Below are 15,954 nucleotides of genomic sequence, written 5' to 3' on the forward strand. Positions count from 1 at the left end.
TACGTTGAACGATTTTGATTATTCAATGTGCACCTAATCAATCTTTATAAAATGAAGTACTTCATTTGGGTGAATGGGTTGCTCTGCAAATGGGACAATCACAATACAATTTGCAGTAAGAAAAGGTTCTACCTGATATGTGTGCTGTTGTTCAATGATCTCTAATGAATATTGACCATCATCTTGCAACTGATATTTACCCCATAACAATTTTCTCTTATTTTGATCAGTTTCAATTTTTTGTTTGACACGACCTTTTATAAATATTTTGTTGAGAAAATCGGGATCATGTTTATTTAAAATATACTTCACCATGAAATGCATGAGTAAGGCTATATCTTGTATATCACCAGGTAAATTAATGATCGTCGTCTTATCTTCTGTAATGATGACTTTTAAGCCTTTATGGTTACCCTGATCATCGTATAGTTGAACCGTTTCACGTATAGGAGGTGTTCTAGGCATACTTCTAATGATGCTCATTTCATTAGCAGGGATAGAACGTGTTTGGAAATTTGAGGTCATACTGCCAGGATCAAAGGCAGTAAGTCTACCAATTGAAAATACTGAACCACCAATGTCCTTATGCGAACATAGAATCATCACATCAAAATTAGGAATATGATCTTCAAAAAATTGATTATAATCGGTCCAATTTGTTGTTAATGTATCATCTAAAGTAGGATCTTCCTCCTTCTTAAGACTATTAAATGCGGAATCATGGCGCTGTGGTTTAAGCAGTTTTATCTCGATCTGTTTATAGCCCCACGTTTTCAATAAGTCTTTAACATATAAGCTTTCTTCACAAAGTGTATGCTCGTCGTCAAAGCTATGCATACTAACAATGAGAATTCGTGGATCTCTATAAATTGTCAGTTGTTTAATTCCAGCGCGTCTTAGCACAATCAATTTTTCTGGTGAGATTTTCTCATTTTTAGCTAAGATCAGATCACTTTGTTTAATTACGCTTCCTTGCTGGATGACGCCTTGCATTACAGATATTGGCGATATAATTTTTTTATTATCGTAATCAGAAACATCTAAACGCTCATCGTCTTCTGGAATAATGGCATCAACAGATTCCGGTAATTCTGTATATTGTGGAATTTTGAGTAGATTTTTACCTCTTAGATCCAGTTTATATGGGTTCACTGATCGATAGAGTTGCGGCCCCCAGAAGTATAAACGATCAATTAATACAGGATGTTGTTTACTTGCAGTTTGAGTTGATTCTGAATTAATTGACCAGCCTGTGTATGCTGATAAGTGATGGGGTGGATAATTCTGTAAGGCATGAACATCATGAGCATTCACTTGATTAAGTGCGGATTCTAAGTCTACAGTATCCTTTAACTCACCTATAGGAAGTTGCATAAAGAGGCGATAGTAAATTGTAGTAAGATCGTAGGGGAGTTTTTCTGGTACTGGAAGTTTGCGCATAAATATATAAGTCCAAGAGATAACTCTAATTCGAGATACCTCTTTAAATTAATAATGAATCAGAAATTAAAAAGAAGAAAAGGTTATCTAAGCTTTAAAAAAGTTAATGGTTAGCAGTAATACTGTTAAGAGAGGTAGTGATTTCTTTGTTTTCATACTGCTTTTTAATAACTACCGTACCCGCCATAAAGTCATGAATAGCCCGTTTCCTTTTATTAAAAAGTAAAGTGATAAATTCACTCCACCACCAAACTTGACTCAATGTGCTGACTAAACTATACCAAGCAGGATATAGCAGTAAAATATATTTCGCTCGGTCAGTGAATCCCGCATTTAAATAAATTGTGGGGTCAGCATGCTTCAGTGCGATAAGTTGAGCAATAACAGTAAGAAGAGAAAATCCTATGTCAATGGAAGATCTTATTAAAGCTTGTTTCAGGCTAATTTTACTTCCATTAGGGCAAGTTATTTTTATCTTAATAGCCATTTTTCCAAGAGTAGCACCAAATCGATAATGAAAATAAATAACGTAAACAGAGAATAATACCGCAGAAATCACTAGCGTTATCATTGAACTGATAATAGATATGCTTTGGGTGTGATGCGCGATAACCATAAAAGGAATCAATATTAATGAATCAATAATAGCGGCAGCTAAACGTTTCCAAAATCCCGCATAGACTTTTTCGTTGTCTACTTCAGTCGGTAGAAATTCCATTATTCCCTCAAAAATATATTATGAATTATTAAAATTTAAGATGAATAATTTTAAGTAAATTAAGCATTTTGAACAATCTTAATTTTATGTAAATAAAAAGAATATTGATATAAAAACCGCTCAACAGAGCGGTTTTAACATTTTAAAAAGGATTTTAACGCTAAAATTTTCTTATTTCAGCGTAATTTTACTCCAAGATTCATACATTTTAACGGCTGCGGAGAAGTCACTATCAGGTTCAGCAGTTAAATTCGCTGCTTGAATCAAGCTTTGCGTTAACGACAAAATCGGAGCAGGGAGCTTGGCATCCTTGACGAGATCAAGCGCAATACCTGTATCTTTCGCAAGTAATGGCAGACCAAATGTCACTGGAAACTCACGGCTAAGAACACGTTGTGGGAAAATGGTTTCGGTAACCAGACTTTTGCCGCTAGAAGCATTAATACAGTTCAGTGCGGCATCCAGATTGACACCATGTGCTTTTAAGGTACTAAAACCTTCGGCAACAGACCATAAATTCACAGCGAGCAACATATTGTTAATGGCTTTTACCGCAAAGCCAGCACCAGATTCACCCACATGCTGAATCAATTTACCGACGGCTGCCATTGCAGGGTAAGCACGTTCAAAAGCATTGACATCGCCGCCAACCATGACGGTTAAGGTTGCATTTTCAGCGCCAACCGTTTGCCCACTGACGGGTGCATCCAAAAAGTCCACATTTTGAGCTTTTAATTTCTCAGCCAGACGGCGTGCCGCTTCAGGCACACCACTGGTGCAGTCAATCCAGATCGAGCCTGACTTAATTTCAATACCTTCGATTAATGCTTCAACATCATCGCTAGTCGGTAAACAAGAAAAGATGATATCGGCCTGAACCGCTTGAGCAAGTTCAACGGCTTGAGTTCCATATTCTGTTGCATGCTGTTCTGCTTTACTAAAATTTCGATTCCAGACAAAAACGTTTTCGAAATATTTAGGAAGATGCGCCGCCATACGATAGCCCATAGCGCCTAAACCAATGAATGCAACAGATTGAGTCATACTTTACCTTTTTATTTGTGTCGATCGTTCGGCTAACCATGTCGCCAGTGTTGGCCAGAACTCAATGGAACTGTTTTGACTGGACATTAAACCTAAGTGCCCGCCAGGGATAAGAGTAAACGTGACATCTTGGCTGCTTGTCAACTGGGTCAGTGGGAAGGCGGACTCAGAAGTGACCAGTTGATCGCCTTTACCTGCGCCCACGAATAGTGAGCAATTGATGTTTTTGAGTTCAATAGTTTTGTTCTTGAGCTGAATTGCGCCATTTTTTAAAGGGTTCTGCAACCAGACATTAAATAGCATGTCCTGATTCACACCACCCGGATAATCAATCATGTTATTTAAGAAGTGGCTAAGCGTCGCATCTTCTTGTACCAACTTTAGATTATCCAAGTTTTTCAATAATTGAACATTGCCATCAATCCAGCCTTTAGGGTCTAACAGCTTGAATCCAAGCGAGTTTAGAAAGCCAGGTGAATGAATCATTAACTTCGGTAAACGGTTATAGATGTAATCTTTAATGGTGGGGTTGCGGTTGGTCAGATAAGCCAAAGTTTTATATAACTTGCCAATATAACCTGAAGCATAGCTGTCGATTGGGCTACCTAACACCACAAGATTTTTCACTACACTCGGTTGATGGCGTGCGGTATAAAGCGTGACGAAAATCCCCGCCATACTCCAACCATGCAGTGAAATTTTTTCAGATTTGGAGTGCTGCTGAATGGCTTCAATACATTTTGGAATAAACTTATCAATAAAAGATAAGAAGTTTATTTGATAATTTTTATAAGTCAGTTTACCCCAATCAATCAGATAAACATCAAAACCGCTTTCCTGAAAGTGTTTGACCAATGAACGGTAAGGATACAGGTCATAGATATCCATATTAATCGCTAACGGTGCAACGAATACCAGTGGTTCTTTATAACGTTTGTTCTCCGAAGCGTAGAAACGGACACGGGTTTGTTTAAATTGAGCAATCACTTGATAGGGTGTTGATTGAGACAAAACCAGTTTGTCGGCATCGAAGACACGCATAGCCAGATGTTTAAAATTTATTTTTTGCTGTTCCACAAGCGATTTCATCTTAGAAAGTCTCATCATGAGTCAAGATTGCACGAAGTCTAAGCGATAATTTCATCTTATGCCTTGACCTTAAATACCTTAGGCGCTCAAAATATTGGCACATTTCGACATTATGATCATAAGGCATACAGAACGATGAATCCAAGCGATGATTTAGAATACCAATTAGAAACACTGGCAATTCGCACAGGGCATGATCGTACCTCTGAAGGTGAGCATAGTGAGCCAATCTTTCTGACCTCATCATTTGTGTGCGAAAGTGCGGCTGATGCTGCAGCAAAATTTTCGGGGCAAATTGCAGGCAATACTTATTCACGTTATACCAATCCAACCGTACAGGCTTTTGAAAAACGTTTAGCTGTTTTGGATGGCGCAGAGCGTGCAGTCGCGACCAGTTCTGGTATGGCTGCGGTACATGCAATGTGTATGGCCTATTTAAAAGCAGGCGACCATGTCATTTGTTCTCGTGCGGTATTCGGTTCAATCATTGCTTTATTTGAAAAATATGTCGCGAAATTTGCCGTTGAAGTGACTTTTGTCGATTTAGATGATCTTGAAGGCTGGAAACAGGCGGTTCGTCCAAACACGCGTATTCTCTTTATTGAAACGCCGTCAAATCCATTGGCACAAGTGGGTGATATGCAGGCCATTGCAGATATCGCCCATGCCAATGGTGCTTTATTTGCAGTCGATAACTGCTTCTGTACGCCAGTATTACAGCAACCGATTAAGTTTGGTGCGGATTTAGTGCTTTATTCAGCAACCAAGTATATCGATGGTCAAGGTCGTGCGCTTGGAGGTGCAGTTGTCGGAAAACATGACCTACTCGAAGAAGTAAATGGTGTGATTCGTACTCTGGGTAACTCGATGAGCCCATTTAATGCATGGATTTTCTTGAAAGGCTTGGAAACACTGAGCATTCGTATGAAAGCGCATTGTGAAAGTGCACAAAAATTGGCGGAATGGCTACATCAACACGAAAAAGTTGAAAAAGTGTATTACGCTGGTTTAGCTGATCATCCTGGGCATGAGTTGGCGAAAAAACAACAAAAAGGTTTTGGTGGTGTTGTATCTTTTGTGGTGAAAGGCCAACGTGAAGGTGCATGGACCGTGATCGATAACACCCGTTTCTTGTCGATTACCAGTAATCTAGGTGATGTTAAGTCAACAATTACGCATCCAGCAACGACCTCGCATGGTAGAATGTCGGCCGAAGCTAAACAAGCTGCAGGAATTGAAGAAGGTTTGATTCGTGTGTCTGTTGGTTTAGAAGACATTGATGATATTATTCGCGACATATCACGCGGTTTAGATTTAATTTAACGAGAGAAACTTATGAACATTAATATGCTCATGCAGCAAGCTCAGCGCATGCAAAAAGATATGGAATCAAATCTTAAAAAAGCCAAAGAAGAGCTTGCAAAAACTGAAGTACATGCGGAAGCAGGCGGTGGTTTAGTTAAAGTAACCATGACTTGCCGTAATGTGGTTAAGCGTATCGAAATTAGTCCTGATTTATTACAAGACGAAGCAGATATGATTGAAGATTTGATTGCTGCTGCAATGAATGATGCTGCACGTCAAGCAGAAGCCATTTCTGAAGAGAAGTTAAAAGGTGCGAACACTGGTATGGGCTTGCCACCTGGCTTATCTGGTTTATTTTAAATCCCTCCCAGCCTCCCTTTTTTAAAGGGAGGAGTACCCCTCTTTATTAAAGATGGGTGAGGAGCGGTTGTAGCTCCGCAAGGGAGATTATGAGAGTTGATTTGTGTTTAGTGAACGATTTGAACAATTAGTTCAAGCATTACGTATATTGCCCAGTGTTGGTCCCAAATCAGCACAGCGTATGGCATTACATTTATTAATGAAAAACCGTGAAGGTGCTTTTGCCTTGTCGCATGCCTTGCATGAAGCATCGAGCCATATTCATGAATGCCAGATTTGTCACTCATTAACAGAAAATGAAATCTGTGATATCTGTGCTTCAGCAGAGCGTGATGAACAATTGTTATGTGTGGTTGAATCACCTGCCGATGTGATGGCAATTGAGCAGAGTGGCAGTTTTCGTGGGAAGTACCATGTTCTCGGTGGACACCTTTCTCCATTGGATGGTATTGGTCCAGAAGAGATTGGTATTCCTTATTTGATTCAGCGGCTCAGTGCGGGGCAAATTCAAGAGGTGATTTTGGCAACCAATGCCACAGTAGAAGGTCAAGCAACCGCACATTATCTGGTTGAAGCGACAAAACATTTACCGATTCACATGACCCGAATTGCACAAGGTGTGCCACAAGGTGGTGAACTGGAATATGTAGATAGTCATACTTTAAGTCAAGCTGTACATAACCGTATGCGAATGAAATAATAGCTTTCATTCGCATTTATATATATTTATATTAAATTCATGCTGTTAATTTAAACAAATAATTAAATTTTACATATTGTCTAACATTATCGTAGATCTATTTATTGTGATTTGTGGCACTATTGACGGGCGAAAAGGATTTTCGTTTTTTGATGAATGGAAGAGGAGTAATTTCATGTCTTGCATGTGGAATACCAATTAATTTTTTGTATTTTTCAGTTGAGCAATGACTGGCATTGGGCAGTTTTATTGCACATGGTTCTTTATTATTTTACTTGAGCACACATGTTTCAGTTTATCCAACAGCAACAAGATTTAGCTGTTCTCCTCAAGCAGATGGAACAGTGTTCTGTCTACGCCCTTGATACCGAATTTATTAAGGTCGATACCTTATATCCTAAACTTGGTGTTTGCCAAATCAATTTGAATGGTCAGATTCTGTTGCTTGATGGCGCAGCATTAGATCTCAGCAATTTTTGGCCTAAGATTTTTGCGGCGCAACAGAATATTTTTCATGCCTGTGGTGAAGATATTGATCTGATCTATCATTATGCTGACCAAAAACCATTAAATAATGTATTCGATACCCAAGTTGCTTTGGCATTTCTAGGACATGGACTTCAAGTCAGTTATCAAAATGCGCTTAAGACCTGTTTGAATATTGAGATTGAAAAAGATCAGACCCGTTCGGACTGGCTTGCTAGACCACTAACGCAAGAGCAGATGTGCTATGCGGCAAATGATGTGATCTATTTAAGTAAACTTGCAGATGCACTGAAAACAGATCTAAAAGCAAAAGGGCTGTATCAATACGTATTGGAAGATTGTCAAAATCTTACCAAAGAGATTGCCATGGAAACACCACTGGCAGAGTTGTACACTGATATTGGTAATTATCGACATTCACGCCGTGAACTGATGCAGTTACAACAACTCAGTATTTGGCGAGAGCAGATTACCAAGGCGTTGAATCAGCCGCGTAGCTTTATTCTGAGAAACTCCACCATGATTGATTTGGTGGAAAAGAATCCTCGCAATAATTTCCAGCTGGCACGAATTAAAGATATTCGTCCGCACATTATACGTGAACATGGCAAAATGATTCTTGATTTACTCAAGTTCTTACCGCCAGAAGACGAATGGCCATTACGTATGGCTAAGCCGATCAAGAGTAATTCTAAAGAAGTTGCACCTAAAATTGATGCGTTGATTGAAAGTGTGGTCCTAAAAACTGGAATACCGAAAGAAGTATTACTACGTAAGAAATGGATGAATGCGATCTATGAACATGTGGTCTTTCATTTAGATGAGCAGTCCTTACCGAGTTATTTAATGGGTTGGCGCTATGACATTCTGACGCAACCATTGATTGCATTATTAAAAGAAGATATTGAATATCTTTCCACACAAATGAAAGTGGTACGATAAACAGGAAAGAGTGAATCAATGATTCGCTCTTTTTTTATTTTGACACATCGTTTTGTCTTTTCGTTTTGTACTTGCCATTTAAACAGCGCAAAAACACGACTCCAGCGTTAACAATCGTTAATGTATCCATTTTTATTTTCATGTATGCTGTCTTTGATTGTTAATAGATGTGAGTAAACATGCACTGCGATATTTATAGATCGAGCAAAAAAGATGAAATGTATATGTATATTGCTCGTCCAAATTATCCTGATGACAAGGAACAAGAAAACCCATTTGAAGGTGTTCCAGAAACAGTTCTACAAGCATTCGGCAAAGCGACCTTTGTCATGCATTTAGAACTTCATAATGAGCGTAAACTTGCACGTGCTAACGTTTTACATGTGTTAGATTCATTAAATACCAAAGGCTTTTTTATTCAGATGCCACCAGAAGGATTAATTAATCCGAATGCGGTAGAACCAGAGGGCTTACGTGGTGCTTGAGACTTTAACAGCGATATGGTCTAACATTCTTTCGGTTCTGGATCAATTTCCAGAAGAAAATGTTGCGATCATTGTTTATGTTACAGGGACGCTCATTGCATTGTGGTGTTGGTATCGTTTGATGTCACGCCTACCCAATCCAATTGGTGGCATCCTCTGGATTGTCGCTTTTGCCGTTCTTGCGACTCCAACAATTTCAGAAGGTCCAAACTCGGCCTTAGCACCAGCCATTTTTGGTTTGCTTTTTGGTGTCCTCACCAAAGAACATGTCTTAGTCTGGTCTAACTTATCATTGATTTTATTTGTCATTGGTACGGGGTTACTGATCGGCTTCTGCTGGTCAAAATACACTGCAAATAAAACTGCACGTTCAGTTTAGATACGATGTTAAATATAGAAAAATAAGGTTTTAAAATGTCTGCTGATACACAACACTTCACTGGTACAGATCAATATATTGCAACCGATAGCCTGAAACTTGCAGTGAAAGCTGCTCGTGCCTTACAAAAACCATTATTGGTGAAAGGTGAGCCAGGTACTGGTAAAACACTACTTGCAGAGCAAGTGGCTGAAAGCTTGGGTTTGAAGCTGATTACCTGGCATATCAAATCAACCACCAAAGCCCAGCAAGGTCTGTATGAATATGATGCTGTTTCACGTTTGCGTGATAGCCAGTTAGGTGATGATCGTGTCTACGACATTAAAAACTATATTAAACCCGGTAAATTGTGGGAAGCATTTACCAGCGAAGAGCGTTGTGTATTGTTGATTGATGAAATCGACAAGGCGGATATTGAATTTCCAAATGACTTATTGCATGAACTCGACAAAATGTCATTTTATGTTTATGAGACAGGTGAGACCATTACTGCAACACAACGCCCGATCGTGATCATTACCTCGAATAATGAGAAGGAACTGCCAGATGCGTTCTTGCGTCGCTGTTTCTTCCATTATATCGAATTCCCTGATGATGCAACCATGCGTGACATCATTGCGGTCCATTTCCCGAATATTTCAAATACCTTGGTGAGTGAAGCCTTACAGGTGTTCTTTAAATTACGTGAAGTTCCGAATTTGAAGAAGCCACCTTCAACATCAGAACTCATTGACTGGTTAAGCCTGCTGATGGCAGATGATATGCCAGAAGATGTGTTGCGTAATCATGATAAATCCAAAGCGATTCCACCGTTATATGGTGCCTTGATTAAGAATGAACAAGATGTGCAATTGCTTGAACGTTTAGCCTTTATGTCACGCCGCTAAGAGTGTTTAAAAATGTTTGTGCGACTGTTTTACACCTTACGCAAATATGGCGTACCTGTAACAACACGTGAGCTCCTTGATCTTAATCAGGCGGTAGCGTCAGGTCTTGTGTTTGCAGATCAGGAACAGTTCTATCAATTGGCTAAAACGGTTTTAGTCAAAGATGAGCGTTTTTTTGATAAGTTTGATCGTGCCATGAAAGATTATTTTGATGGCATCGAAACTTTTGATTTAGATGAATTGCTGAAACAAGTTCACAAGTTACCTAAAGATTGGTTTGATCTTGAGCTATTAGAGAAACATCTGACCCCAGAGCAACGTGCAGAATTGCAAAAAGCGGGTTCTCTCGAAGAATTGATGAAAATGCTGGAAGAACGCTTACGTGAACAGCATAAAAAACATCAGGGTGGCAATCGTATGATTGGCACTGGGGGAACTTCACCTTTTGGTGCGTTTGGAGATCATCCTGAAGGTGTTCGTATTGGTGGGCCAGGGCGTAAACGTTCGGCGGTTAAAGTCTGGGAACAACGTAAATACCAAAATCTGGATGATGATCAGGTTTTGGGAACCCGTCAAATGCAAATTGCCTTACGTCGTTTGCGTAAATTTGCACGACAAGGTGCGGCTGAAGAGCTGGATGTCGATGGCACTATTCGTGAGACAGCAAAACAAGGCATTTTGGATGTGCAACTGGTTCCAGAGCGTCGTAACCGCATTAAAGTGCTCATACTGTTTGATGTTGGTGGTTCAATGGATGCCTATATCGCTGAGTGTGAAAAGCTATTCAGTGCGGCCAAATCTGAGTTTAAAACCCTCGAATATTTCTATTTCCATAACTGTCTGTATGATCATGTGTGGAAGGATAACCATCGCCGTAGTTCAACCCGTATGAATACTTGGGATCTGTTCCATACTTATGGATGTGATTATCGGGTCATCGTGGTTGGTGATGCCAGTATGGCGCCGTATGAATTAAAATCTGCGGGTGGCTCAGTTGAATATATGAATGAAGAGTCGGGGGAAGTGTGGCTTAGACGTTTACGTCAGCATTTCGACAAAACCGCTTGGTTGAACCCTGAAATGGAAGGTTACTGGCATTACACCCAAACCATTAACTGGATCAAAGAAATTTTTGAGAATCACATGTTTCCAATGACCTTGAAGGGGCTTGAGGACATGACACGCTACCTATCGCGTTAAAACTTTATATTAAGACTTTATAAGAACAGGAAAAGACATGGAACATCAAATTAATGGCGTTGCTTTGCCCAATGAAGCAGGTTTCTTTGGCAACTTTGGTGGTCAGTTCATTCCACCGCATTTAAAAGAAGCCATGGACGAAATTAATGCAGCCTATGAAGAGATTCGTCATACCGCTGAGTTTCAGGATGAGCTGAATGACTTATTCAAAAACTATGTTGGCCGTCCAAGTCCATTGTTCCATGCCAAGCGTTTATCTGATCAATTGGGCGGTGCACAGATTTATCTGAAACGTGAAGATCTAAACCATACCGGTGCGCATAAGATCAACCATTGTTTGGGTGAAGCTTTACTTGCCAAATATATGGGCAAAAGTAAAGTGATTGCTGAGACGGGTGCTGGGCAGCATGGTGTCGCTTTGGCAACAGCATGTGCTCTGGTCGGTATTCCATGTGAAATTCATATGGGACAGGTCGATATCGAAAAAGAACATCCAAATGTTGTGAAGATGAAAATCTTGGGTGCGAAGCTGGTTGCTGTGACCCAAGGTACAGCGACCTTAAAAGATGCGGTGGATAGTGCTTTTGAGGAATATTTAAAAGATCCTAAAAACTATATCTATGCCATTGGTTCGGTGGTAGGTCCACATCCATTCCCCAAAATGGTTCGTGATTTTCAATCGATTATTGGCAATGAAATCAAAACCCAGTCTAATGAGCGTTTTGGCCACAATCCAGATTATGTGGTTGCCTGTGTTGGTGGTGGTTCTAATGCGATTGGCGCATTCACCGCATTTTTAAATACGCCAGAAGTTCAATTAGTCGGTGTAGAACCTGCGGGTCATGGCCTAGATACCGACAAACACTCAGCCACTTTGACCTTGGGCAAGCCGGGGCAGATTCATGGTATGGCGTGCTATGTACTGGAAGATGACAACGGCGAACCATTGCCAGTACATTCGATTGCTTCAGGTTTGGATTATCCGGGTGTCGGGCCACAACATAGTTTCCTGAAAGAGCTTGGCCGTGTGCAATACGAAACAGCGACAGATCAGGAATGTTTGGACGCATTTATGACACTTTCACGTGTTGAAGGTATTGTTCCAGCCTTGGAAAGTTCGCATGCGGTGGCTTGGGCTTTACGTGAAGCGCCTAAGTTGGATAAGCACATTAACATCGTGGTCAATCTTTCTGGACGAGGTGATAAAGACTCGGATTATGTGGCAGAAAAGCTAGGCTTATAAGTTCTGACTGAATATCTCATTGTGAATGGACCGCTTCTTGTAGAGAGGCGGTTTTTTTATTGTTAAATCAACCTTAATCCCGTTAGAATAAAGCGTTTTGCAATTAGCACTTTTGGAGACGCCTAAGTGGAGCGACCGACAATCAGCCCTGAACATTTACAAGAAGCGGCTGAAAACCTAGTAACCATTCGAGATTTTATTCGTTTTGGGGTAACCGCAATGCGTCAATATGACGCGCACTTAGGTCAAGGTACTCAAGATTATTTTGCAGAGAGTTCTGCATTGGTACTACAAACGCTATCGCTTGAATGGAAAGCAGATGCTGAAATTCTGGATGCCAAACTTTTACCAAGCGAAAAAGCAGAATTCCTCAGCTTGTTAGAACGTCGTATCAATGATCGTATTCCAACCTCATATTTATTGAACTTGGCCTATTTCTTCAATAAGCCATTTTATGTTGATGAGCGCGTCTTGATTCCGCGTTCACCGATTGCTGAGTTGATTGAACAGCGTTTTGCACCGTACTGCCTAGATGAAAATGGCCGTATGTTGGAAGCGTTAAATAACTTGCCTGAAAATAACAATCCAAAAACACCACAACGTATTTTGGATATGTGTACGGGTTCAGGTTGTATTGCCATTGCTTTGGCTTATGCTTTCCCAGATTCAGAAGTTGATGCGACTGATATTTCAAAAGAAGCACTCGAAGTGGCTTCAATTAACACTGAGCACCACGACAAACAGTATCAAGTGGCTTTACTTGAATCTGACTTGTTCTCAAAAATTCCTGCTGAAAACCAATATGACTTGATCGTCAGTAATCCACCGTATGTGGATGCAGAAGATATGGCGGATTTACCAGAAGAATTCTTACATGAGCCTGAGCTTGCACTGGCTGCAGGTCAAGATGGCTTAGATTTAGTCCGTAAGATGTTAGCTCAAGCTGCTGATTATTTAACTGAAGATGGCCTGATTGTGATTGAAGTTGGTAATTCTGAATGGGCAATGCGTCAGAACTTCAATACAGTTGACTTCCATTGGCTCACTTTCCAAAAAGGCGGTTCTGGTATTTTTGCTTTAACTGCTGAACAATGCCGCCGTTATAAAGAAGTTTTTCAGCAATCAGTTCAAAACTAAGGGGTTAAAGCATGGCAGGGAATAGTATTGGGCAACTGTTTCGAGTAACAACCTGTGGCGAGTCACATGGTGCGGGCTTGATGGCAATTGTCGATGGCGTGCCGCCTGGTCTTGAACTTTGTGAAGCAGATTTGCAAAAAGACTTAGACCGCCGTAAACCGGGAACATCAAAGTTTGCAACGCAACGTAAAGAGCCAGATCAAGTTGAGATTATCTCGGGTGTTTTCGAAGGTAAAACCACAGGAACATCGATTGGTTTATTGATCCGTAACACCGATCAGAAATCAAAAGACTACGGCAATATTGCTCAAACTTTCCGTCCAGGCCATGCGGATTACACGTATACGCAAAAATACGGCTTCCGTGACTATCGTGGTGGTGGTCGTTCGAGCGCCCGTGAAACGGCGATGCGTGTCGCGGCAGGCGCAATTGCCAAGAAATATCTTGCTGAAAAATTTGGTATTGATATTCGTGGACATGTCACACAAATTGGCAATGAGGTTGCAGAAAAACTGGATTGGGCAGAAGTGCCAAATAATCCATTTTTCTGTGGTGATGTGGATGCGGTACCGCGCTTTGAGCAACTTGTGACTGCATTGCGTGAGCAAGGCACCAGTTGTGGCGCCAAGCTTGAAATAATTGCTGAAAAAGTACCTGTGGGTTGGGGCGAACCTGTATTTGATCGTTTAGATGCGGATATTGCCCATGCCATGATGAGCATCAATGCGGTTAAAGGTGTTGAAATTGGTGATGGTTTTGCGGTTGCTGGGCAGTTTGGTCATGAGACTCGTGATGAACTGACGATAGATGGTTTCCTTGCCAATCATGCGGGTGGGATCTTAGGTGGGATTTCAAGTGGTCAAAACATTCGCGTGGCGATTGCATTGAAACCAACCGCAAGTATTACCACACCGGGTAAAACCATTACCATAGAACGGGAAAATACCGATGTATTGACCAAAGGCCGTCATGATCCGTGTGTCGGTGTACGCGCAACACCCATTGCTGAAGCGATGTTGGCGATTGTATTGATGGATCATTTCTTAAGACATCGTGCACAAAATGCAGATGTGATTCCGCCATTTAAACCAATCGAACCATAATAAAAATATTAAGCCGCACATATAATTTATTATATCTGCGGCTTGCATCACATTTTAAAAAACAATTTAATTAAATATTAGTTTAATATTCATTTAATCATAATAAAGAAATTATAGGGCTTCAGAAATCATATTATCTGATGTCGCAATATGATATTGATTCCGGCCATTACTTTTCGCGATATATAATGCATGATCGGCTTGTGCAATAAATTCTGAAAGACTGTCACCGATATTTGGAACCATCGTGGCAACGCCGACACTAATGGTCACGTGTTTTGAAACATTGCTACGTGGGTGTAGAATTCCAATATTACGCACCAACTCCATTAATCTTTGTACCTGTGTAATCGCTTGATCACGATCAGTCATCGCAAAGAGTAGTAGAAACTCCTCACCACCGTAGCGCGCTGCCAGATCGCCACTACGTGAGGCGATAGAGCCCAGCATAATCGCGATCCGTCGCAAACACTGATCCCCTTGGATATGCCCTAAGGTATCGTTGTAGAGCTTAAAAAAGTCGATATCAATCATCATGATGGTAATTGGCATTTCATGACGTGTCGCGCGTTTCCATTCATTCTCAAGCACTTCATCCAGATAGCGTCGGTTGGCGAGACCTGTTAAAGCATCTTGTTGAGAGAGAATGGACAACTGTTGTGCTTGGCGCATCAGCTCTAAACGGTTGAGTTCAATCATACAGTTCTGCAAATAGTTCTCACGATGCTGTCGATCGGTGGCATAAGCAAGTGCCATACCGAGGAAGCTACTGAAGGTATAGGTCCGGTTTAAGAAGGTCCAATCAATCGCACCACTGAACCAAGTACTGGCTGCAATACCAATCAAACCGCCGACCCAACCTGCAATGATCGCGGTATAGAAACGCATCCCAACAAAGCCATAGATGATCACTACGGCATACATCATGGCAGCATGGAACAGCACATTATTCTGACCTTGTTCTAATACGTTAATGATGGTGAAGGAAATTGCCACGGCACCAGTTGATCCAATGCACACGTAGTGATCAAACCATTTGTTCATGATGGGCAGGAACGAAAGTAACCATGCCAATGTAATGATGATACCTACCCAACCGTAGGTTGCCATCCAAGTAATACGTAGGTCTGTAGGCAAAACCTGATATATACCGAAGCTTAGAAATAGATATAAACCTAAAATAATAGGGGCGCGATAGCGGAACTCATGCGCAGCCTCATTTCTGTACTGATCTCGATAGATCACTTCTAATTCTTTAGGAAACCAAACTAAATTTAGCCCGCGAGAAATTAACAAGTCGATTTGTTCTTGTCCCAAAATATTGGAAGCTTTCAACTTCATCTTATCTCTCACCACTCCCAAATGTTGTTATAAATGTCAAAATAGGGATTATTTTTTTACTACGTTACACTGATTTAAATAGAATGTGTATTAGA

General features: G+C 40.7%; 16 protein-coding genes. 11 read left to right on the top strand and 5 right to left on the bottom strand.

The window, feature by feature from the left end; genetic code table 11:
* Window positions 1–33: 33 nt before the first annotated feature.
* From NDN13_RS04180 to NDN13_RS04195, 4 genes are all read right to left on the bottom strand, one after another.
* The gene (locus tag NDN13_RS04180) at window positions 34–1,440 is read right to left on the bottom strand and encodes a molybdopterin-binding domain-containing protein (RefSeq protein WP_251117278.1); all 1,407 of its coding nucleotides are present in this window, start codon (window positions 1,438–1,440) and stop codon (window positions 34–36) included.
* A 103-nt stretch (window positions 1,441–1,543) separates the two neighbouring features.
* The gene (locus tag NDN13_RS04185) at window positions 1,544–2,158 is read right to left on the bottom strand and encodes an RDD family protein (RefSeq protein WP_251117279.1); all 615 of its coding nucleotides are present in this window, start codon (window positions 2,156–2,158) and stop codon (window positions 1,544–1,546) included.
* Window positions 2,159–2,329: 171 nt separating this feature from the next.
* Window positions 2,330–3,202, bottom strand: a complete 873-nt coding sequence (locus tag NDN13_RS04190) for an NAD(P)-dependent oxidoreductase (protein ID WP_251117280.1) — start codon at window positions 3,200–3,202, stop codon at window positions 2,330–2,332.
* Between the two features lie 3 nt (window positions 3,203–3,205).
* On the bottom strand, window positions 3,206–4,291 hold the full coding sequence (locus tag NDN13_RS04195) for an alpha/beta fold hydrolase (RefSeq protein ID WP_251117281.1): 1,086 nt from the start codon (window positions 4,289–4,291) through the stop codon (window positions 3,206–3,208).
* 135 nt (window positions 4,292–4,426) lie between these two features.
* Here NDN13_RS04195 and NDN13_RS04200 point away from each other — a divergent pair, with 135 nt between their 5' ends.
* The 11 genes from NDN13_RS04200 (at window position 4,427) to aroC (ending at window position 14,518) form a co-directional block, all read left to right on the top strand.
* Entirely contained in the window at window positions 4,427–5,614 is a 1,188-nt protein-coding gene (locus tag NDN13_RS04200) for an O-succinylhomoserine sulfhydrylase (RefSeq protein ID WP_251117282.1), read from the top strand.
* Window positions 5,615–5,626: 12 nt separating this feature from the next.
* Window positions 5,627–5,956, top strand: a complete 330-nt coding sequence (locus NDN13_RS04205; RefSeq protein ID WP_004653412.1) for a YbaB/EbfC family nucleoid-associated protein — start codon at window positions 5,627–5,629, stop codon at window positions 5,954–5,956.
* A gap of 103 nt (window positions 5,957–6,059) precedes the next feature.
* Complete coding sequence (gene recR, locus NDN13_RS04210; protein WP_016540182.1) at window positions 6,060–6,656, top strand: recombination mediator RecR; 597 nt, start codon at window positions 6,060–6,062, stop codon at window positions 6,654–6,656.
* A 285-nt stretch (window positions 6,657–6,941) separates the two neighbouring features.
* Window positions 6,942–8,084 (top strand): ribonuclease D, encoded by a 1,143-nt coding sequence (locus tag NDN13_RS04215; protein ID WP_251117283.1) that lies wholly within the window; start codon window positions 6,942–6,944, stop codon window positions 8,082–8,084.
* 224 nt (window positions 8,085–8,308) lie between these two features.
* Window positions 8,309–8,569 carry a YcgL domain-containing protein gene (locus NDN13_RS04220; RefSeq protein WP_010590136.1) on the top strand — a complete coding sequence of 87 codons (261 nt, stop codon included), beginning with the start codon at window positions 8,309–8,311 and terminating at the stop codon, window positions 8,567–8,569.
* Window positions 8,562–8,948: a hypothetical protein gene (locus tag NDN13_RS04225; RefSeq protein WP_032859243.1), complete on the top strand. Its 387-nt coding sequence runs from the start codon at window positions 8,562–8,564 to the stop codon at window positions 8,946–8,948. Before NDN13_RS04220 ends, NDN13_RS04225 begins: the two co-directional genes overlap by 8 nt.
* 35 nt (window positions 8,949–8,983) lie before the next feature.
* Window positions 8,984–9,835, top strand: coding sequence for an AAA family ATPase (locus tag NDN13_RS04230; protein WP_005203533.1), 852 nt, complete (start codon window positions 8,984–8,986; stop codon window positions 9,833–9,835).
* Between the two features lie 12 nt (window positions 9,836–9,847).
* Complete coding sequence (locus NDN13_RS04235) at window positions 9,848–11,035, top strand: vWA domain-containing protein (protein WP_251117284.1); 1,188 nt, start codon at window positions 9,848–9,850, stop codon at window positions 11,033–11,035.
* Window positions 11,036–11,072: 37 nt separating this feature from the next.
* Window positions 11,073–12,278 (top strand): tryptophan synthase subunit beta, encoded by a 1,206-nt coding sequence (trpB, locus tag NDN13_RS04240; protein ID WP_251117285.1) that lies wholly within the window; start codon window positions 11,073–11,075, stop codon window positions 12,276–12,278.
* 126 nt (window positions 12,279–12,404) lie between these two features.
* Window positions 12,405–13,415 (top strand): 50S ribosomal protein L3 N(5)-glutamine methyltransferase, encoded by a 1,011-nt coding sequence (gene prmB, locus NDN13_RS04245; RefSeq protein WP_251117286.1) that lies wholly within the window; start codon window positions 12,405–12,407, stop codon window positions 13,413–13,415.
* A gap of 11 nt (window positions 13,416–13,426) precedes the next feature.
* Entirely contained in the window at window positions 13,427–14,518 is a 1,092-nt protein-coding gene (gene aroC / locus NDN13_RS04250; RefSeq protein ID WP_070075910.1) for a chorismate synthase, read from the top strand.
* A gap of 111 nt (window positions 14,519–14,629) precedes the next feature.
* Here aroC and NDN13_RS04255 read toward each other — a convergent pair whose 3' ends face one another.
* Entirely contained in the window at window positions 14,630–15,859 is a 1,230-nt protein-coding gene (locus tag NDN13_RS04255; protein WP_251117287.1) for a GGDEF domain-containing protein, read from the bottom strand.
* Between the last annotated feature and the right edge of the window lie 95 nt (window positions 15,860–15,954).

This window comes from Acinetobacter sp. C32I, from assembly GCF_023702715.1.
In the GTDB taxonomy this organism is placed as follows: domain Bacteria; phylum Pseudomonadota; class Gammaproteobacteria; order Pseudomonadales; family Moraxellaceae; genus Acinetobacter.